At 42.9% G+C, this 21292-nt stretch carries 12 protein-coding genes; all 12 read right to left on the reverse strand.

Annotated elements, in window-relative coordinates; translation table 11 throughout:
- Window positions 1-3790, reverse strand: a 3790-nt coding sequence (locus J2S23_RS08235) for a Cna B-type domain-containing protein (protein ID WP_307122241.1), incomplete at its 3' end; no start/stop codon positions are given.
- A gap of 443 nt (window positions 3791-4233) precedes the next feature.
- Window positions 4234-4584 carry a 30S ribosome-binding factor RbfA gene (gene rbfA / locus J2S23_RS08240; RefSeq protein ID WP_307122242.1) on the reverse strand — a complete coding sequence of 117 codons (351 nt, stop codon included), beginning with the start codon at window positions 4582-4584 and terminating at the stop codon, window positions 4234-4236.
- A gap of 95 nt (window positions 4585-4679) precedes the next feature.
- The gene (gene infB / locus J2S23_RS08245; RefSeq protein ID WP_307122243.1) at window positions 4680-7598 is read right to left on the reverse strand and encodes a translation initiation factor IF-2; all 2919 of its coding nucleotides are present in this window, start codon (window positions 7596-7598) and stop codon (window positions 4680-4682) included.
- A 17-nt stretch (window positions 7599-7615) separates the two neighbouring features.
- A complete protein-coding gene (locus J2S23_RS08250) occupies window positions 7616-7918 on the reverse strand; it encodes a YlxQ-related RNA-binding protein (protein WP_307122244.1) in 303 nt (100 codons plus the stop codon).
- The gene (gene rnpM / locus J2S23_RS08255; RefSeq protein WP_307122245.1) at window positions 7911-8207 is read right to left on the reverse strand and encodes an RNase P modulator RnpM; all 297 of its coding nucleotides are present in this window, start codon (window positions 8205-8207) and stop codon (window positions 7911-7913) included. Before rnpM ends, J2S23_RS08250 begins: the two co-directional genes overlap by 8 nt.
- Window positions 8208-8217: 10 nt before the next feature.
- Window positions 8218-9444, reverse strand: coding sequence for a transcription termination factor NusA (nusA, locus tag J2S23_RS08260; RefSeq protein WP_307122246.1), 1227 nt, complete (start codon window positions 9442-9444; stop codon window positions 8218-8220).
- Window positions 9445-9470: 26 nt separating this feature from the next.
- Entirely contained in the window at window positions 9471-9950 is a 480-nt protein-coding gene (gene rimP, locus J2S23_RS08265; protein WP_307122282.1) for a ribosome maturation factor RimP, read from the reverse strand.
- Between the two features lie 136 nt (window positions 9951-10086).
- Window positions 10087-17367 (reverse strand): discoidin domain-containing protein, encoded by a 7281-nt coding sequence (locus J2S23_RS08270; protein ID WP_307122247.1) that lies wholly within the window; start codon window positions 17365-17367, stop codon window positions 10087-10089.
- Window positions 17368-18013: 646 nt separating this feature from the next.
- Window positions 18014-18652, reverse strand: coding sequence for a tRNA (guanosine(46)-N7)-methyltransferase TrmB (trmB, locus tag J2S23_RS08275; protein WP_307122248.1), 639 nt, complete (start codon window positions 18650-18652; stop codon window positions 18014-18016).
- Entirely contained in the window at window positions 18642-19439 is a 798-nt protein-coding gene (gene ccrZ, locus J2S23_RS08280) for a cell cycle regulator CcrZ (RefSeq protein ID WP_307122249.1), read from the reverse strand. The genes trmB and ccrZ overlap by 11 nt, the downstream gene beginning before the upstream one ends.
- A 48-nt stretch (window positions 19440-19487) precedes the next feature.
- The gene (locus J2S23_RS08285; protein ID WP_307122250.1) at window positions 19488-20522 is read right to left on the reverse strand and encodes an ABC transporter permease; all 1035 of its coding nucleotides are present in this window, start codon (window positions 20520-20522) and stop codon (window positions 19488-19490) included.
- The gene (locus J2S23_RS08290; protein ID WP_307122251.1) at window positions 20522-21247 is read right to left on the reverse strand and encodes an ABC transporter ATP-binding protein; all 726 of its coding nucleotides are present in this window, start codon (window positions 21245-21247) and stop codon (window positions 20522-20524) included. The genes J2S23_RS08285 and J2S23_RS08290 overlap by 1 nt, the downstream gene beginning before the upstream one ends.
- Window positions 21248-21292 lie beyond the last annotated feature (45 nt).

Consider the following 21292-nt stretch of genomic DNA (forward strand, 5'->3'; position numbering starts at 1 on the left):
CATCTATTCCACTCCAGATCTTACTCACCTTAAGCGTCCGTGTTGGAGGAATCAGTGGGGTCAGTGGAACCTTCGCTTTATTAGTGACTGTCAAGACATCTGTCATCGTACCACCATAGTTAACGCCATACCAGGTGCCATTGACTTGGATGGAACCTTCTTCTTCTCCAACTTCTTTAATGGTATACTCGTGTTCAGCACCGCCTAAAGTCGCTGAGACTGGCAAGTTCGTAAACTGAGAGGTCCATCCATTAGCAGCGGTCAGCTCAAGCGTTGCACCAGTGGTTTGACCATCTTTAAAGAGCTCTACTGTGATGGCATCGACTGGTCCGTCTATGGCTTTTCCATCTATTCCACTCCAGATCTTACTCACCTTAAGCGTTCGTGTCGGAGGAGTCATTGGGGTCAGTGGAATTGTTTTACTATTTGTAATCGTAAAGCCTTCTACGGGATTACCTACTATTTCAACTCGGTAATCTTCCCCTCCAAGAGAAATTTTCCCATCTTTTTCGCCAACTTCTTTAACAGAATAGTCAATTGGAACTCCATTATCAGCAAGTACTGGAAGATTACTTACCAAAACCTCCCAATTGTTTTTATCGGACAACTCCAAAGTTTTAACGGTATCATCGTTAGCTTTTAGATCAACTTTTGTAGATAGATTATCGCGTTTTTCAATTTCTTTACCATACTCATCAAACCATTGTTTTGTGATTTTTATATTTCTTACAGATGGTTCGTTAGAGATAATTATACTGTCTCCCGTGTACTCAACTTCATTTTCACCCACATTCTTGGCTACAAATTGGTAAGGATTCCCATCCGTGTCCATTAACTCAATCCCCTGCCACTCTACATAAGTCTTAGTGGATTCAAATTTTAAGGTTGGAGCATTCGGAACTTCTTCTAAAATACCATCCTCAATTTGCCTATAGAGTTTAATAAACGTGTTTTCTTTAATTAAGTCATCAAAAGCGTAAATTCTTTTCGCTCTGACACTTTGATTTTCTGGTATAACTTCTACTTTTATAGATTTATCTGTCATTTTACCAATTTCAATTGGCGTAGAATCTAATATATATCCTTCTGGAGGCGTAGTTTCTACGAGAAGATACTTATACTCTGTAGATAAAAGTTCATTTCCAAAATATCCACCTAATGCATCTTCAAATAGAGCCAACTCTAAAAAAGCTGAACGACTCGTATCATCCCCAATAATTTTAATATTTCCATTTTCGTCAATGCTTATTTTTTGATAAAATTTCCAAACCTGATTATTGTAATTGTAATAATATCCAAGTTCATCATAATCACGAACTGGTTCTTTTTCTATAGGAGTATTGATGATTGAACGAAAAGCTGGAGTTGCCTTCTCCTCTTCTCTAACGCCAGTTGGAGCTCTATAAATAGAAAACTCTGCTCCTTTTAGCTTAGCACGAACGAATTTGTCTATTTTACTCAATTTTAGTTTTAACAAAGGAGATACCCTAAAGTGTTTGAGCATTTGTCCGTATTCATCTAGATGCTCCTCATCAACCCTTAGTTCCTGCCTATGAGTTTCTCCATTTGAGTCCACAAGCTGAATAAAATAATGTCCCAAGGGCAACCACTTTGTTATAGCATTTTCATCGATGATCATGCCTTCTGGATAGGGACCTCCAGGACCCGCCTCACCATTTTTAAACTCTAACGTATCGACAACATTTCCTGTAGAATCTAAAACTTCCACTATCCCCTCATAGGGGTTAGCTACAATACGATTGTTGTCTTTTACTAGAATGGATGGGGCAATTACCACCCTTCCATGCGTCTTTGGATATAGCTTGATGAGGGCCTCGCCTTTTTCAATCTCCTCATCAGTTATTTCTTTAGAATCAAACGTTGACCAGTAGTTATCACTCTTAATTTTATGAAGGAAATGCTTTCTCTGATTTTCATTAATTTCAACTTGATTGTTCACAATATCAGAGTCATCATCTGGATAATTTTGATGTTGCTGATCTCTGTATAAACCTGAAATATTAGCATCGTCTATAATATCACCCGTGAAACCATCAAGAATCTTAATAGATAACACTTTTCGTTCATCAATTCTTTTATTCTCAACTACAAAGTTTCCGTTTTCATTAGAGAAAATCGGTTGGCGTTCAATCGCGTATCCATCTTCCGTTTTCTCCTGCAAAATCACAAATTCATTTATGTTGATCGCCCTTAATTCATCTTCCATTGAATAAGTGCTGATAGCAGTAATGGACACTCTGCCATCTGCAGTTTTAAAACGATCTGAATACCCTCCCGGTTTCCACTCTGGCCTAATTTGAATATACTTTTCTCCATTTACTATCATCAATTCTTCATATGGATAAATTGTATAATACTTGGCCGGAGCATATAATTTGAATTCCCCAGTTAACCCTTTTTCATCACTTCCTTTTAAAATGATTTCCAGTCGATCAAACTTTTGCACACCTTCTGTCTCAGGGACAGTAGGTTCATCCTGATCTGGAGGGATAGGCAAATCCGAATCATTTTTTCTGTAATATATAGCTACCTCAGAACTACCATATCCCCTAAATTCCTGATAGTCTAAATTAAAGGGCAACTGATAGCCTTCAATCCTATCACCATATATACTATATCTAACGCCTGTTTTGGCTGTAAAATAAGCCTCCCCATTCTCATCTGTAGACAACGTATTGGATTCCCCAGAAATTGAGTCAACTACAGTTATTAAAACATTAGCTTTTTTGATATCCTTTGAACGGTTATACATATCGTTCTCTCTAAGCCGGACTTTTACTTGCTTTTCTTTCGAAACATATACAGAAAATTCTAACTGACTATTATCCTTTTCAACTTTAAATTCAAAATTATTGGATAAAAAATAATTATTTTCAGTTTCATAAGTAGGATTTAGGACAAATGTTTGGCCTTTGAAATTTTTTGGCACATCTTTAAAAACAATCTGACCATTTTCATCCATTGTTCCCTTCAAAACGAAATCATTAGGCGCATCTTTTAAGGCTAATTGATACTCAATAAACTCCCCTTTAAGTGGTTTTTTTGTAGAAGCATCTAGCACATTTAATGTTACCGTTGAACTGCCTTCTGCCATCTTGTACTTCAAGTCCAAAGTATCGAGATAGAATTTAGCAACATCAATACCGTTATCTTGGGCTACTGCCTCCACTTCCTCATTAAGGGTAAATTCATATACCGGAGTCACATCATATAGGTCTACATTTGCACCAAAAATTTCATATGTTTTACCAGGTCTTGCTTTTATTTTAAAACCATAAGGATATGACGGTTTTACAGGAATAGATTGCCCATCTTCCTTAGCTTCCGCTGTAAAACCTCTTATTCTTTCACCTTCTGGACCTTCTGCACCTATTTGGATTAGTGTCTCTTCTGCGATGTATATATACTTCTCTATCGTTGTATAGCCATTAAAAAAATCTTCTTTTTTAACTTTAACTTCTTTTTGATGAAAATAGGTTATACCATCCGAAGAATCAATATACGCTAGTGTCAATCCTTCTTCAGGTACATCCTTTAGTTCAATTATTCCTTCCGTATCCGAAGTATATACTTCTCCATCAGATCCCTGGTATTTAATTCCAGCAATAGGCTCTAAAGACCTAGAATACTGATTATACCTTTCTTCCGTTACAACTTTCATCACCATGACTTTAAAATCAGTGATCTCTTCAGCATGTACATAGTTCGATGACGAAAGCATTGAAGCAACCATCATTAAAACTGCTATTAATATATTTCTTAATTTCATTATTCTATATCCCCAATTCTAAATGATTTGAATTATCTCATCATCATATAGCAAAAAACAGATTCATTGCTACTTATGACAAAGGAAGTGATTATCAATCAGAAAAAGTAGAATATTTCTGTTCTCCTAAAAACAATCGCTTTAAAAATACTATTAAACCTTATAGTCACTTCCATTATAGTATAACAAATAACCAATTGTATTACCAGAAATACTTGCGCAAACTAAAACTAATTTTAGTGTCAACACAGTATGAAAGTTCTAAAACAATTCAGATAATTTAAAAACAGTTATTCCAGTGATTAGATTTAGTCGGTTTGCCCCTAGTTTTTAGACTCCCTAACCAATCATGAATTCCGTGTTACTCATATAAAGACTTAAAAACACCCCAACAATTAGATCTTCTGTCTAATTGTTGGGATGTCTCTCATTGGAGATATGTTTTAGTCTTTATTCAAGTTTCTAAGCATCTCATCGATCTTATTGCCATAGGCAATGGATTCGTCTTTGGCAAAGACGAGGTCTGGGACCTTATACATGGTTAGGCGTTGGCCAAGCTCTCGCTTGATGGTTCCCTTAGCTTTTTCAAGACCTGTTTGGGCCTTTTCGTTATCAGAAGCTAGGTCACTCAAGATGGTGTAGTAGACCTTGGCAGATGAGAGGTCCCCGACCATTTGCACATCCGTGATGGTCACGCCTTGGACACGGGGATCACGCACTTTCTTTTGCAAAATATCATTGACTTCCCGCTTAATCTCCATGCCAACTCGGTCTGTTCGAAATGAATTTCCCATGAAATTCTCCTTTCTATCGTCATAAAAGACGACAGCCAGTCAGGCTAACTGTCGTCTGCAATATAGTATATCTATGGTAATGCATTATTAACTGATTACCGTTTGATTTCTTCCATGATGTAGGCTTCGATGGTGTCATCAACTTTAAGGTCGTTGAATTTCTCAATCATGAGACCACCTTCACGGCCGTTCGTTACTTCCTTAACGTCATCCTTGTAGTGTTTCAAGCTGACAAGGTCACCATCATGGATCACAATACCGTCACGGATAACACGAACTTTGGAGTCACGCGTCACTTTACCAGACAAGACCATGAAACCACCGATGGTACCGACTTTGGATACGCTAAAGGTTTCACGGATAATCGCTTCACCAATAACTTTTTCTTGGAATTCTGGATCGAGCATCCCTTTCATGGCATCTTCCACTTCCTCAATCACCTTGTAGATGATGCTGTGGAGACGAATATCCACTTCGTCAGCTTCTGCCTGTTGGCGAGCCATTGGCGTCGGACGCACGTTAAACCCTACGATAAAGGCATTGGAAGCCTGCGCCAGAGTCACGTCGGACTCATTGATGGCACCAACTGCGGAGTGAACGATGGTTACTTTAACTCCTTCAACGTCAATCTTTTGAAGGGATGTTGCCAAGGCTTCTGCAGAACCTTGAACGTCAGCTTTGATGATGACATTAACAGACTTGACTTCACCAGCTTTAAGGGTATCAAAGAGGTTATCCAGGTTCACACGGTTATTGGCTTGACGTTGTTGGAGAAGGGCCCGTTTGGCACGTTCTTCACCTGCTGCACGCGCAGCTTTTTCATCGGCATAAACCGCGAAATGATCTCCGGCCATAGGCGCTTCGTTAAGACCTGTGATAGATACTGGCGTTGATGGACCAGCCACCTTAACACGACGGCCAAGGTCATTGGTCATGGCACGAACACGCCCAAAGGTGTTACCGACAACGATAGGGTCTTGCACATTAAGAGTCCCTTGTTGAACCAAGAGGGTTGCAACAGCACCCTTGCCTTTATCCAAGCGCGCTTCAATAACCGTACCGATAGCACGAACCGTTGGGTCAGCCTTGAGTTCTTGCAATTCCGCAACCAGAAGGACAGTCTCTAACAATTCATCGATGTTTTGGTTGAATTTAGCTGAGATTTCAACAAACTCACAATCGCCACCCCAAGCAGTTGAGATAACATTGTGTTCTGCCAGTTCACCAATCACGCGCTCTGGGTTGGCACCAGGCTTATCAATCTTGTTGATGGCAACGATGATTGGCACTTCTGCTGCCTTAGCGTGGTTAATCGCTTCGACAGTCTGTGGCATAACACCGTCATCTGCCGCAACCACCAAGATGGTGATATCAGTGACAGAGGCACCACGGGCACGCATGGACGTAAAGGCTGCGTGACCAGGGGTATCTAGGAAGGTAATTTTCTTCCCGTTTTCCTCGATTTGGTAGGCACCGATATGTTGAGTGATTCCCCCTGCTTCGCCAGTGGCTACACGCGAATTCCGAAGGGTATCAAGGAGCGTTGTTTTACCATGGTCAACGTGACCCATGATGGTAACGACTGGAGGTCGCTCTGTTAACTCATCTTCGTTCAGGTAGCCATCTTCGACAAAGAAGCGTTCGATATCCGCATCATCGATTTGGACTTTTTCCTTAGCTTCAATGCCATAGTCCACCATGAGGAGTTCAATGGTATCGCCATCGAGAGATTGGTTTTGGGTTGCCATAACACCCATCATAAAGAGTTTCTTAACAATTTCGGCTGGCTCACGTTTGATCCGTTTTGCAATTTCGGCAACAGTCATACCAGCTGTGTATTCAAACTCTGTCGGCAACTCGTGGAACTTGCGCTCCGTAACCGGTTTTTGCACCTGATTTTTATTGCCACGTTTATTCTTCTTGTTGTTCCAGTTGGAATTTCTTTGATTTCGCACTTGTTGGTTATTTCGATTCCTATTCGTTTGCTTGTTGCGTGGCCCGTCTTCATTATCTTGACGGAAGTCACGCGACTTGTCAGTCTTGTTTTGCTTCTTGCGACGGTTGTCTACTGGTTTTTCAGCGACTGGCGCAGGAGTTGGAACTGGTGTTGGTGCTGGCGTTGCTTCCGCCACTGGCTCCACAAAGACCTCTTCGATTTTTGGCTTACGAGCTTGAGCCTGACGTTGGGCTTCTTTAGCGGCTAGCTCTTGCTTGTAACGCTCTTCACTACCTGCCGCATAAGCCGCATTTTGTTCGGCTTTTAAGGCTGCAGCACGTGCCTTAAAGTCAATCCGTGGCGCTGCCTGTGCTGTCTGCGCTTGGCGGTTGTCGTTACGGCGGTTTTGACCATTACGGTTGTCCTGGCGACGTTCTTGGCCTCCACGGTTATCCTGACGGCGGTTTTGGCCTTGACCCTCGCGGTTGCCTTGACGATTATCCTGGCGACGATCGTTCGTGCTATTTTGACGACGATCATTTGGCCGATCATTAAAACGACGATTGTCTGCTGATTGCCCACCGCGATCCTGGCGGTTATCGTTGCGACGGTTGCCTTGACCTCCTCGGTTGCCTTGAGCTTTCGCTCTAGCCTCACGCTCTGCCTTAAAGTTTCGGCTTTGCGGGCGAGCCACTGGAGCAGCAGGAGCATTTGCCTTGGCAGGCTCACTTGTTGGTGCAACAGCTTTATCAGCCACAGGTGCTGTTTGAGATGGCGTTTCTGCCGCTTTTTGGGCAGGCGCTTCCGTTACTTTACCTACTGGTTTTTCAACTGGCTTCTCAGCAGTTTTTTCGACAGGTTTAGTTGTTGCTTTTACCGCTGGCTTAGCCTTTTCTGCAGGCACTGCTTTTGGCGTACTAGCGTTTCCAAAGCTAGCTGCAATCTTAGCTGCTGCTTCTGACTCGACACTTGATGCATGGCTTTTAACATCGAATCCCAGTTCTTGCGCTTTTGAGACGACTTCCTTACTGGCAACACCCAATTCACGGGCGATTTCATTTAATCTCTTCTTAGACAATACCTTGTCCTCCTGTTCTATTCCATAATAGACCTCATCTTCTTTACAAATCCAGCATCTGTCACGGCAAGAACCTTTCTCGGTTTGCCAATGGCTGTGCTAATTTCCAGCGTCGTATACGCTGTGGAGACGTTTACCTGATAATAGTCGGATTTATCCGTTATTTTTTTCGTTAAATTAGGACCAGCATCCTGGGCTAGAAAAATCAGTTTGGCCTGATTGTTCTGGATGCTTTTGACCACCAACTCTTCGCCGGAAATCACTTTTCCAGCACGTTGGGCCAGTCCTAATAGATTTAAGAGTTTTTGGTGATTATTCAAGACCTAGCTCTCTTCTTTTGACCTTGTGATCAACATAGGCGATAAGCTCGTCATAGAAAGCTTCGTCTATGTCCACGCCAAAGGCACGGTTGAAAACAAGCTTTTTCTTGGCAAGCGCTGCTTCGTCATTGTCTAATTTGATGTAGGCACCGCGACCATTGGCCTTGCCAGTCGGGTCAATAAAAACCTCACCATCCTTGTTTTTGACAATGCGCAGCAAATCCCGTTTGTCGATAATCTCATTTGAAACGACTGATTTTCTGAGAGGGATTTTACGGGTTTTAACCATCCTCTACCTCCTACTCCTGATCTGGAGCCACTCCAAATTCTGCCGCAGCAGCCAACATGTCATCATCAACATCTACCCAAGCTGCTTCATCGAGGCTCTCTACTGCCTCAGCGTCTTCTTCAATTGGAGCCACTTCTGGGAAGAATTGATCTTCCTGGGCTTCGTACTCACTAGCAGACTTAATGTCGATGCGGAAACCTGTTAAGTGAGCCGCTAAACGAACGTTTTGCCCACGACGACCAATAGCAAGCGATAACTTGTTGTCAGGGACAACAACGGTAGCACGTTTAGCGTCTTCTGCATCAAAGAGGACCATATCCACTTCAGCTGGTGCGATGGCATTGTAGATGAATTCAGCTGGATCTTCAACCCACTCGATCACATCGATGTTTTCTTCGACAGGCAACATGCGGTCCAACTTAGGATCGTACTTGGCTGGGTGGAATTTACTGGTGATTTTCTTGATATTGGCACCGCCACGACCGACGATGGTTCCGATAGCATCCACGTTTGGGTTGTGGCTACGAACGGCAACCTTGGTCCGGTCACCTGCTTCACGCGACACGCTCATGATTTCAACGGTGCCATCATAAACTTCTGGAATTTCCTGCTCCATGAGGCGTTTGATCATCTGAGGGTGGCTACGGCTAACAAAGACGTTGACCCCACGGCCATTGTCTTCGACCTTGTAGACAAATACCTCAATCCGATCATGCGATTGGAACACTTCTCCAGGAATTTGATCCTGTTTAGAGAGTTGCGCTTCGATACTTCCAAGGTTCACATAGATGAAGCGGTTGTCAAAGCGTTCAACGGTTCCTGACATGATTTCATTTTCATGTTCTTTGTAGGTATTGTAGGTGATAGCACGGGTTTGCTTGCGCATCTTTTCCATGATGGTCTGTTTAGCAGACTGCGCAGCTACACGTCCGAATTCGGTTGGTGACTCTTCAAACTTAATCTTATCCCCAAGCTCATAGGCTGAGCTGATGGCAAGGGCATCCTTAAGGGAGATTTCCAGACGACTATCAAAGACTTCATCCACGACTTCACGAACTGTATAGACACGGAAGTCTCCTTTTTTCTCATCATATTCAATCGCAGCAGATTCCGACTGTCCATAACGACGCTTATAGGCAGAACGGAGTGATTCTACAACAGCATCAATGATATCTTCTTTTTTAATTCCTTTGTCTTCTTCCAAAATACGGAAGGCTTCTAGCATTTCTTTGCTCATGTTTGTTCCTTTAAATTTTTTAACGATTAGAGTTTAACAGCAAGACGGGCTTTCGCAACAGTCTCGTAAGGGATGGACACTTCCTTCTTGCGGGTCTTGTCCATATAGGCCATCTGAAGGGTCTCCCCATCAAAGGCCAGAAGGTCTCCCTCAAACACTTTGACCTTATCAATAGCCTTATAAAGACTAACATTGATGTACTTGCCAACAGCATTTTGAAGGGCTTCCGCTGTCTTAAGCGGTCGCTCCAAACCAGGACTGGTCACTTCCAGCATGTACTGATCCGGGAAAGGATCTGGCTGGATACTATCCAATAGCGGGCTGATGACCTCTGATAGATCAGCCGTGTCATTTAGGGAAATGCCCCCTTCTTTGTCAATGAAGATACTCAAGACCATATCTCCACCCATCTTAGCATACTCAACATCCACAAGCTCATATGGTGGCTGGATGGCTGGCGCCACAACCTCAGTCACGATGTCAACAATAGATTGATTTGCGATAATACTGTCCTCCGTTTCTTTTCAATATTAATGCATATAAGAGAGGTCAAGACGTATGCCTCGACCTCCTTTTCTTATTTAACTATCTGTATTATAGCATGTTTTCCCAAATGATGCAACTAAGATAGTTTTAAATAGCTTACCGTCTACGACGTCTGCTAGACAGATGACTGCCTGCAAGACCAAAACCAGAGAGTAGACTCATCAACCCTAAACCAAATAGATTATCTTGTGACCCTGTATTTGGCAAGGTTTCTGACACCTTATCTGTTTCTGACTCTACTACTGTAGCTACTGTTTCGCTCTCACCCACTTCATTTGTTTCCTTTTCTTTATTATGACCAAGTGAAACAGGTGTTACGGTTGGTTTATCAGATGTTTCGTCCACTGAGATTTCTGACTCACCACGATTTGGAATGACAACCTGGCTATTGTCACCATGCTTAGTTGGTTTATAAACAACAGCATATAAGCTAAAGTGTTGAGCTTCAAAGACAACGACTGGTGTTAGACTACCATCTTGATTTCTCCGTACACTGCGAACATAATTTAATGAAACTGAACCTCCTTCTTCTGGAAGATATAACACATCTTCGATTTCCTTATATGGATCAACCGGCATAACAACAAGTGCAGGTTTCGTAATATCCATATCCTGACCATCTTTATCTAGCACCTCAATGTCATAGAGGTCAAAATCTCTGCCTGCTAGTTCAGACGGTGTATCAAGATCTCCAGTTTCGATATGCTTAGCTTTAATCCCAACTATACTATCCTTTTCACCCGCTGGTAATTCAACGACGATACCTGTTTCAGGGTCTACCAAGAGACGCGCTTTTGAAAGCACACCTTCCACTGGATCTGGATCTGGTGTCGGATCTGGACTTGGCGCTGGATCTGGGCTTGGTGTCGGATCTGGACTTGGCGCTGGATCCGGACTTGGCGCTGGATCTGGTACCGGAGTTGGATCTGGGGTTGGATCCGGGGTTGGTGTCGGATCTGGATCCGGAGTTGGATCTGGCACTGGTGCTGGATCTGGATCCGGAGTTGGATCTGGCACTGGTGCTGGATCTGGTACCGGAGTTGGATCTGGTGTCGGATCTGGATCTGGTGCTGGGTCTGAAATCTCATCACCAATAACGTACAATTCTTGACCTGAAACGAATCCTCCTACACTTCCCAACCAGTTAAGTTTCAAGAACTTAGCGCTTGTCCCCTCTGGTAAGAGAGCTACCTTATCACTCGCATCATTGGTCCAATGTATAACAGCAGTAGGCTCAGACCAATTCTCGCCATCTTGACTGGTTTGTAAAGTCAAGCTGGTAATGGTTCCATTTCCAGCATCTGGTCGAGGAACATAGATGAGATGATCAAGTACCCTTTCTTCTCCAAAGTCAAGAGTTAGAGCAGATGGCACTGCCTTGTCATTAAACCATTTACTATGGTATTGAGTGGCCTCATCCCCATCGATTAACAGGGTGATTTCTTGTCCTGGTTGCGATTCCACTTCAGGTGTTGCGGAAGTTATCTCAAGGCGACGGCTGACATCTTTAGCCAGAGTCGTTTCGGCAACCAGTTCAGAAGCTTCAGAGCGTCCGAGAGGATTTATCGCTGTAACTCTCAGTTTATAAAGCGTTTCAGGAGTCAAATTGTAAACGTCAACTGTATTGGTTTCAGTTCTAGCGACTTCTTCATAAGTTACCTGACCATCTGAACCAATCACTTCCCTCTCAATGCTATAGCGGAAGGCATTTGGATTAGCATCCCATGTCACCGTTAAGCTTCCTTGAGTTGGACGACTAACCTGTACATTGGACGGAACGTCAATCGTGCTCGTATAGTCAACTGCTTGACGCACTTTGTCATTTCCAAGATTGCTAAAAGCTTGATTGTTTCCGACAAGGACACCTTCTTGGCTAGAGAAGTCGACAACCGTGTCTTTGTTTGCTCTAAGCGTCACTGTTGCAACCTTGCCAGAACCTGCCAACAATTCTTTTTCACCAAAGTTAATAAAGCTAAAGACAACACTGGTTTCATTTCCACGTGTCTTAACGTTCGAGAAGTTCTCAGCTTCTTTCGTAAAGGCTTTCTCTGCAGTTACTCGACCTACAACAGTCAGAGCAGTCGCATCCACTTTAAAGACTGTTGTTAAAGCATTAACATCAGCTACTTCATCCGCCATCAAGGTTACTACAGTTTCTTCACCAGCCTTCAAGTCTAATTTGTCTGCTGTAAAGTATAAGCGACCTGTTGGAGGTGTTGTTTGAGGATTGGTCACACCGCCTTCTAGTTGAGTAGCGATGACATTGATATCTTGAGCATCAATGAGACCGTTCTTATTCGCATCCACATGTTTGATGTAATCAAAGTCGCTGTCAACCTCTCTCAAACCAGAGTAGTTCAAGAAGGATGTCTTATCGTCTTCAGTGATTTGACCATCGTTGTTAATATCTCCAGGAATTTGCATCTTAGTTCCTGGTTTCTTGAAGACAAGCATTTCTTCACCAGAAATAAAGCCACCGTGGCTGCCATCAACTCTCATGTAGACAAAGCGTGCTTTGGTGTTGAGGGCATGTTTTTTAGAAATGCCATCCCCACGCCAGTCCTCACTACCTGAATTGGTCCAATTGACCCCATCATCACTGGTCCAGAAAGTCGCCCAGTTGATGCGACCATTAACACCACCGTCACTACGCTGACGATATTCCAAGTGATCGAGGTCATAAATTCCTCCAAGGTCAATGTTTATGTAGGAATCACTAGCTACTTGTGAGTACCAGTCGCTGTGGAAGATATCTCCTTTTTTCTTGTTGAAGAGATTTTCAATGCCTTCTCCTGGCTGTTGCCTAATGTTTGTGGTCACACGTGCTGGATCAATATCAATAGCATTCAACCATGGATCTTCACTGGTCTTGGTATTGACAACGTCTGACCATTCTGACGCTCCTTTAGCATTGACAGCTCTGACCTTAAAGCTATGGTCACTGCCAAAGTTAAGGTCTTCAAAGTCAAATGTTGTTCCCTTGATTCCTGTATAAAGGACACCATTGTGTTCAATATCATAGGTTTCAGCCCCATCAGCCTCATCCCATGTTACCTTGATGCTGGTCGCTGTTACCGTATCTTCGGGGGTTGCCACATTTAGGGTCATTTCAGGCATTTCAAGAGTATCAGGAACGACCTTTTCAGCTTCTTTATTTTCAAACCCTTGAAGGGAAACGACGATATCTGCCTGAGTCACATCTGTTTTTTCCAATTTAATCTTCAAGAGATCATTCATGGTTACAGACAAGTCTTGGATTTCCTGACTAGTTGGGTTGTACGTTTCCATCTTAGGATCTTGGTGATAGAAGTAAACGTTGCTACCCTTTTCATAGTCTTCCAAGGTTGTTACGCGAGTTAAAGCAAGCTCACGTTCCCCAATCTTAGCTGTAATGCCTTCGATATCCTTAGACACATTGACGTGTAACTCTGTAGTCTTTTCTTTAACAAAGCCATCGAAGTCACCTTCAGTCTTACCAATGGTTAAGACAGCTGAACCAGAGACATTAGAGTCTCCCGCTTCACTCTTAATCAGGGTTGTCGCCCGTTCACCATTAGTATAGTTGACAGATGTTCCATCATCCTCGTAAAGGAGGAAATCACTGCTGTTATGAGGGTAAAACTGAATCAAGCGATTGGTCCGGTCGATTTCACCTGGATTATTATTGGCATTCGCCATTGGAATGATGGCGCCATTTCGAACAAAGACTGGTATCTTCCAGAGAGGTGCCTCAAAACCGTTCAGAACCTGTCCACCATCATATTTTTCACCCGTATAGAAGTCAATCCATTCGACTCCTTTTGGCAGATAGATGTTGTTTCGGATATCATTACCATTTTCGTCCATGTTAGTGTTCTTATAGACAGGAGCTACAAGCAAATTATCCCCATACATGTACTGGTATTGCACTGCCTTGGTGTAGTTAATCATATCGTCTGGGAAATCAATCAACATGGCCCGAACAATCGGTGTTCCTGTGTCAGTTGCCTGATGACCCGTCGAATAAGCATAAGGCACCAAGGTTGATTTGGTTTTCAGAGAAATCCGGTTTAAATCCGTAATACGGTCATCAAATGAGAACGGCGTTTTAGGCTTAGCGCCCCAGCCATCCATGTTCATCATGATTGACGTAAAGGTCTTCCATTGGTAATCACGCGCATTGATAATCGGATCGGCACCACCAAAGATACCATCCATATCAGAACCCATGTTAGGGTTTCCTGAAAGTCCTAGACCGATATAAGTTGGAATGTGGAAACGAATGTATTCCCATTGTCCACCAACTTGGTCACCACTCCAGATAGCGGCTGCTCGTTGGGTACCACCCCAGCCATCTAGAGAAACGATGAATGGACGCGCATTTTCGCCGCTCTTTTCAGTCAGAAGGGCCGCACCTTTTGTGACACCGTTTAAACCAAAGGAATAGCCAGGACCAACCCAGGCAACGTCCGTTTTAATGGCACGAATACCTGCTTCTGCAACTTCTTTGTCGATGTCACGGTGAAGAACCACAGCTTTGCTAGGATCTGTATCATAAAGGTCCGACTGTGTCCAAAGACCAACTTTAATGCCGTGTTCTTTCGCATATTCAACAAAGCGTTTCAAGTTTTCAATATTGCCATCTAAACTGTCTTCTTGACCATAACCTGCTCCATAGCCATCGTTTGGCAGGAACCATGATAACGGCATGTCGTTATCCTTATAGCGATCAATCACAGCACGCGCAGAGAAGATGTAGCTATCTCCCTCACCATTCAAGGTTTCTCGAACCGCTTTAGCCAAATCTTCTTCTGAAATTTGGTTTGGCTGATACTCACGGTAATATTTGCCATTTAGAAGAATGGCGCCACTTGTCCCTTCAGGAACCTCAACCCAATAGTCACGGTTATAAGCATTTAAATGACCAAGGTAGAGAGCATACTCTGGTAAAACAACAGGTTCGCCTGTCAACTCATAGTAGGCCTTCAGAATCTCTGTTGGTTTCTTATCAGGACTGACAAAGAAGAAGGCGTCAAAGCGAGCTTCATTATGTGTTGTTTTAAGGCTTGTCTTGTCTTCAGAGCCAAAATCATACTCCCCACGTTGGAAGGTATGTCTCAACACACCGTAACCATTCGTTGACCAGTAGAATGGATTCGGAGAAGCAACACCTCCGTCGACCCAGTTATTCTCATTGACAATGTTGATCTTATTGCCCTTATGGGTAAAGCGGCCGTTTTGCATCCCGCCACCGAAGAAATACTCATCAGTGTCTTGGGACAAGGTTTGAATGGTCTTGCCAGCCTCTAACTGAACTGGAAGCACCTCTTTAGTAATGACACGGTCATCAGCCTTGTTAAGGATAGACATCCGAGCCGACGTCTTATCAAAGACTAACTTCAATGTCCCTGTCTCAATCGTATAAGATTGGTCATCGGTTACCAAGGTTCCAATAGGCCCGTAAGTCGTCTTATAGGCCTCCTGATCCTTAAGCACAATCTCAGCTGGGCGATCTTCACGACTTGGAACAGGATGTTCTCTGAAATCAGCCTCATTTTCAATATTATAGCGGAAGACATTATCCGTATAGAGGTCTAATTGTGCGGTTTGACCCGTCTCAAAGGTAATGGTAGCCCGGCCATCTACAAACCTAAAGTCTGTGATGGCACCGATAGCATTAGCCGGACGCTCAAAGGTGTCTTGAACGTCATCACCCACAGTCTCACCTTCCCCTACTTCTGGATCACTTGGAGTATTCGGAACTGGATCAACAGATTGATCTTCATCAATTTTATTATCAGGGGCTACAGGTTGACTATTCTCTCCATTTTCAGGGTCAGAATCCTCTGGTGCTGGTGTTTCTTTGTCAATCGTTTCCTCACCTGGAACGTACTCGTAAAGCTTCACTTCGCGAAGGGTCAACATCTGTGGATTGTTTGTTCCATCAGGATTCTGCGTTTCTAGCAAGGTTAAGGATACCTTATTGGCCACTATATTTTTTAAGTCATAAGATACAACTGGCGTTTCAAATGGAACAGCAATATCCTCACTGCTATGCACGAGCTCATCACCCTGATAAGCATCTACACGGTATTTGGTTAAGGTCCCATTGCCATTAATGCGTTTGTAAATTTCGACCTTATTCAGTTGTGTTTCAGCTTCACCATCTTTCAGGAATACATCGATGGTTTGAGGAAGAGTGACATTTTCCGGTAATTTCCCATCGATATGATTCCCAGGATAATCCCATTTCAATTCTGCTAATGAATGGTCTGACGTGGTATCGCCATCTAAAAGCTTATCCAATCCAAAGCCACTTTGGTATACAGAGTCATCTCCTGAAATCCCTAGACGATCAGAGCTTATCTCGGTAACGACACCCTGATTTATTTGATCCAGGTTTTCATTTCCTGTATTTGGGGCAGTAGAAGGATCTGGTTCATTCACGTCATCGTCTCCTCCAGGTCCTCCTGGAACTGTTGTATCATCAGCAATGTTGTCATTGCTTGGCAAATACTCGTAAAGTTTCACTTCACGTAACGTCAGCATTTGTGGGTTTTTGACACCATTAAGGTTCTGCGTTTCCAGCAAGGTTAAGGAAATCTTATTAGCGACCACATTTCCCAAGTCGTAAGACACAACTGGCATTTCAAAAGGTACTGTTTGCTCTTCACTCTGATGTACCAAGGTATCGTCTTGGTAAGCTTCCACACGGTATTTGGTCAGAGTACCATTGCCATTAATCCGTTTGTAGATTTCGACCTTGTTCAATTGCGTGTCAGCATCCGCATCTGCTATGGAAAGCTCTATCGTTTGAGGTAAGCTAACATTTTCAGGAAGTTTTCCATCAACATGATTACCAGGATAATCCCACTTTAATTCTGCTAATGAATGGTCTGAGGTGGTGTCTCCGTCTATGAGTTTATCCAAACCATAACCATTTTGGTAAACCGACTCATCTCCTGAAATCCTAAGCCGATCTGAACTAATCTCACTAACCACACCCTGATCTGTTTTTTCAGATGACGTTGGCTGTGGTGGCTCTTCAGTCATTACAGGCGGAACTGGAGACTCTTCCTTCTCTCCTTCTACAGGGGGAGCCACCTCATTATCCCCAACATCTTGGGAAGTCTTTTCTAAGTCCTTCTCTTCCGGTAGGGGTGCATCATTGGTTGACCCTACTGCATCGGGTGCTGGAGAAACTTCCTTCTCTCCTTCTATGTCCTGCTCTGAATTAAGCACCTCTTTAGAAACTGATTCAGGATTTGGATTAACTCCTAGATCCTCTGCAGACACTTGCCCACCTGACGCAAAAAGGGCCATGGCAATAACCGTTGAACAAACACCAACCGACAATTTCCGAATAGAGTGGCGTGGCTGTTTTTCAAAATGACGCATGTCGTTTTTCTCCTTTTTTAGATATTTTGTACTACTCATAAACGCTAAACTGTATCCTCCTTTCGTTTTTGTTAGCGTTTTCATTTTTAGTTATTCTAAAAATACCACGGCAACTGGTCAAAGTCAATATGAAAAGATAAGCAAAAATTTAACAATTTTAACACAGGATCTTTATTTAATATTTATAATATAACATTTAACAAAATTGAAGGATTTTTAGCTTTTTTAAATATAATATCTAAGGAAGAAATAAAAAATTTTTTAATTTTGAGATCCATGCTTGAAAGAGAATTAGTAATCAAAAAAACCTATCAAAGTGATCTCTATAGTTCCTTTGGAGATTCCTGAGCCATTTCCGTGATTGTTAAACTAAATACTATAAAGAATTCAGACAGGCACAAAAAGAAAAAACATCACAAAACTATACTGACCCCAAAAAGTTAGACAGGAGAGTCCTATTAAGCTTGCCTTTTAGAAACTATAAGAAAGCAAAAGAAGAGAACCAAGATGATTCTCTTCAGATGTTAGCTTTTCACCAACCCATTACAGTTGACAAAGGATCAAAAAGGATAGACCAATTTCCAACAGTTTCTCTTATTCCGAAATAGCATATGAGGTTTATAGGAACTCCTCATATCAAAAAGAATTATGCAAATCGCGCTTCGACGCGGTAGATCGGTTGCCCTTTTTGCGAAAATTTCTCCTCATACTCGGTCATAATGTTCCCTTCATAATCCGAATCATGGAGGTCCAACCAGACCTGCTCTAGGACCATCCCATACTGAGAAAAACTGGCCAGGCTATATTCAAAGAGTCCTCGGTTATCTGTCTTAAAATGAAGCTCCCCCTTTTCAGGAAGGATTTGCTGATAGGTTTCTAAAAAACTCTTATAGGTCAGGCGACGTTTAGCATGCTTTTTCTTGGGCCAAGGATCTGAGAAATTGAGGTAGAGCCTATCAATCTCCTGATCTGCAAAATAGGTCGTCAAGCTAGACCCGTCCACGCGCAAAAGTTTGACATTTGGTAAATCTTGCTCTAAAACACGGTCAAGCGCATAACTGAGGACTGATAGTTGGATATCAATACCGATGTAATTGATCTCTGGATGGGCTGCTGCCATTCCTGTAATGAAGCGTCCTTTTCCTGAACCAACTTCGATATGGATTGGATTGTCATTGCCAAAAACCTCTCGCCACTTGCCCTTATAGCTTTCCGGATCTAAAATGACATACTGTGGGTTTTCAGCCAGCATGGCTTCTGCACCCTTACGTTTTCTAACTCTCATAGTGACCCCTTAACTCACGGAAATGACGTAAAGCGTAGACTTCCTTATTGACCAATTCGATATTATGGGTTTCAAAACACTTATTAATCTGATTGAGGTAAGAGAGTTGCCCATACCATTCTACTTTGCTAAGGACAAGGGCATTGTATTTGTAGCCGTAAAAGGTCAACCATTCTTTCCATTGGGAACGCGGAATGTAGTGACTAAGGATATGAGCCACATCGAACATCCGATCCGTTAAATGCACGGTGTCCCAATCCGTCAAGTAAATCATGCCAGATTGTGTTGCAAACCAATTTTTATGGTGGGTATCGCCATGGACAATAGTCGCATGGTCTTCATTAAACTTAGGTTGCGTCTGGAGCAATTCCTGAGCGATGGATTGTAAGTAGGTATTTTCACGCACCTGATTGACTGAGTCAGCCTGCCATCTGCGGATCAAATCAGCTGGGCGCTCAATCGTGTAGCCCAGTTGCAATAATTGATTAACTAAGAGCTTAGACCTGTGAAGACGGGTTAAAATACTAATCACTTGTTTGCTTCCCATGTCTTCTTTTTCAAGGACATTTCCCGTCAGCCATTCTTGGGCACTCATCATTGAGCCTGTTGCTGTCCGTTTGGACCAGAGCAGTTTAGGGGCGATTTGTTCTTTTGCAAGAGCCGCTAATAAGGGGGTTGTGTTCATCTTGATAAAGACCTCTGTCCCATCAGGATAAGTTCCTTTAAAGGCTTGACCGCTAAAACCGGGTATCGGCGACAGGGTCAAACCATCATCTGTATGTTGCATATCTCTCTCCTTCGAAAATTCTTTACTATTTTACTTGTTTTACATCACTTAGTCAATCAATTTCTCTATTTTATAAGGCAGGTAAAAGAGGTTTAAAATAACCTGAACACCAACCAATATCAAGAGATGACCCTTGTCTTGGAAGAAAATGGCTGCCAAAACAACTTGAATAGCTAGGAGCATAAAGAACACTCTATTTAAAAAGGTTCTAAGGCTCTGCTTTTTCTCTGTTAACGGAAGAGGATAAAGGCGCGTCATGTACTGGTAATCATAATGCCGGTAGAGGGCAATCAATTGAAACAGAAGAAGGTAATTAAGCAACAAGACGATGACCGTCGCTACCACATCCTGATTGATAAACATCAGGGACAACAGACTTAATAGAACCAACCTTAAACTGAGGCTCAAATAATCTCCTGAGCGCAGAAAAGCTCTGGCATATAGGTATTGCCAAGTTCCGCGAGGAAAAAGCGTCAACAAACCATCTAGATAAGCTCGCCGTTTCATTCCCTGAGAAACCCCTTTTACTTGGGTAAAGAGGGAAAAGAACTTCAAAACCGTTTGCTTTTGCTGACGATCGTGGTCAACAGCTATCCCCCAATCGAGCCCAGATTGGCTCATAAGGGTTTTAGCCCTAAGCTCAAAAACGACCCACTTGATGATTAGTGATCCAAGTCCTAGAACGAGATAGAGTACCGGTGACCAGTCCAAGACTCTCGCCAAAGGGTATAAAAAAGCAAGGACAAGCACCTGCAAAACACTCCAAACCATCAACCCTCGTGTTTTAGCCTGTTTGATTTCAGCCACGATATCCTTTTCCTTAGCTAGGAGAAAGTGTTGGTCCGGTTGCTCTAAGTAGGCGTTAAAATTTCCCATAGGACTAGTTACTAGCAGCAATACAACCAAAGCAACACCTATCACCGAACTCTCTGGTGGGTTTTGAATCAGCTGGCTGTACTGAATCATGAGAAAACCCACACCTAACATTAAAAAGAGGATAAAGTGGTCATTAAAGACATATTTTAAGTATCTGGCGCAAAGCTTTTGGAACTGCTGGCGCCGTTTTAAAAACAAGGCGTTCATTAGGCCTCCTCTGTCAATCGCAGATAAATCGTGTTAAGACTGGCCTCAGGCATGGCAAAGGCCTGACGGAGGTCTTCCAGTGTCCCTTGGGCACGGACCTCTCCATGATGCAGGAGGACAAACCGATCACACATCTTTTCTGCCGAATCCAGAACATGGGTTGACATCAAAATAGATGTTCCTTTTCCTTTTTCCTCTGCTAAAAGCTCCGTCAAGTCTTGAATGGCTAAGGGATCTAAGCCAAGGAAAGGCTCATCCACAATCAGCAAACTCGGCTCTACGATAAAGGCACAGATAATCATGACCTTTTGCTTCATGCCTTTTGAAAAATTCACAGGAAACCAGTCCAAGCGGTCTTGCAGTCGGAAAATCTGCAGAAGACGCTCTGCCCGCTCCATCGCTACAGTCGTTGAGAGGCCATAAGCCATAGCCACAACCTCGATATGCTCCCGCAGAGTCAGTTCCTCATAGAGACTAGGTGTTTCAGGGATAAAGCCGATTTTTTTGCGATAGCTCTCCGAATCTTGAGCAAGCGTCATCCCGTCAATCGTGATTTGCCCTTGATAAGGGGTTAAGAGTCCGATGATTTCATTGATCGTTGTGGACTTCCCTGCTCCGTTAAGACCGATAAGCCCCACTAACTCCCCGTCTGCAATCTCAAAGGATATATTTTTCAAGACAGGAATATTGGCGTAACCTCCTGTCACGTTTTGAATATTTAACATCTATTTCTCCGATTTTTTTGGTATAATTTATTATAACAGAAAGCT

This window comes from Streptococcus moroccensis, from assembly GCF_030812835.1.
GTDB classification, from domain to species: Bacteria; Bacillota; Bacilli; order Lactobacillales; family Streptococcaceae; genus Streptococcus; species Streptococcus moroccensis.

Bases quoted from the DNA above. Each gene is read 5' to 3' on its own strand.
- trmB (WP_307122248.1), bottom strand. From the start codon at position 18,652: ATGAGAGTTAGAAAACGTAAGGGTGCAGAAGCCATGCTGGCTGAAAAC.
- J2S23_RS08285 (WP_307122250.1), bottom strand. From the start codon at position 20,522: ATGAACGCCTTGTTTTTAAAACGGCGCCAGCAGTTCCAAAAGCTTTGC.
- J2S23_RS08290 (WP_307122251.1), bottom strand. From the start codon at position 21,247: ATGTTAAATATTCAAAACGTGACAGGAGGTTACGCCAATATTCCTGTC.
- J2S23_RS08270 (WP_307122247.1), bottom strand. From the start codon at position 17,367: ATGCGTCATTTTGAAAAACAGCCACGCCACTCTATTCGGAAATTGTCG.
- ccrZ (WP_307122249.1), bottom strand. From the start codon at position 19,439: ATGCAACATACAGATGATGGTTTGACCCTGTCGCCGATACCCGGTTTT.
- nusA (WP_307122246.1), bottom strand. From the start codon at position 9,444: ATGAGCAAAGAAATGCTAGAAGCCTTCCGTATTTTGGAAGAAGACAAA.
- rbfA (WP_307122242.1), bottom strand. From the start codon at position 4,584: ATGGGAAATTCATTTCGAACAGACCGAGTTGGCATGGAGATTAAGCGG.
- rnpM (WP_307122245.1), bottom strand. From the start codon at position 8,207: ATGGTTAAAACCCGTAAAATCCCTCTCAGAAAATCAGTCGTTTCAAAT.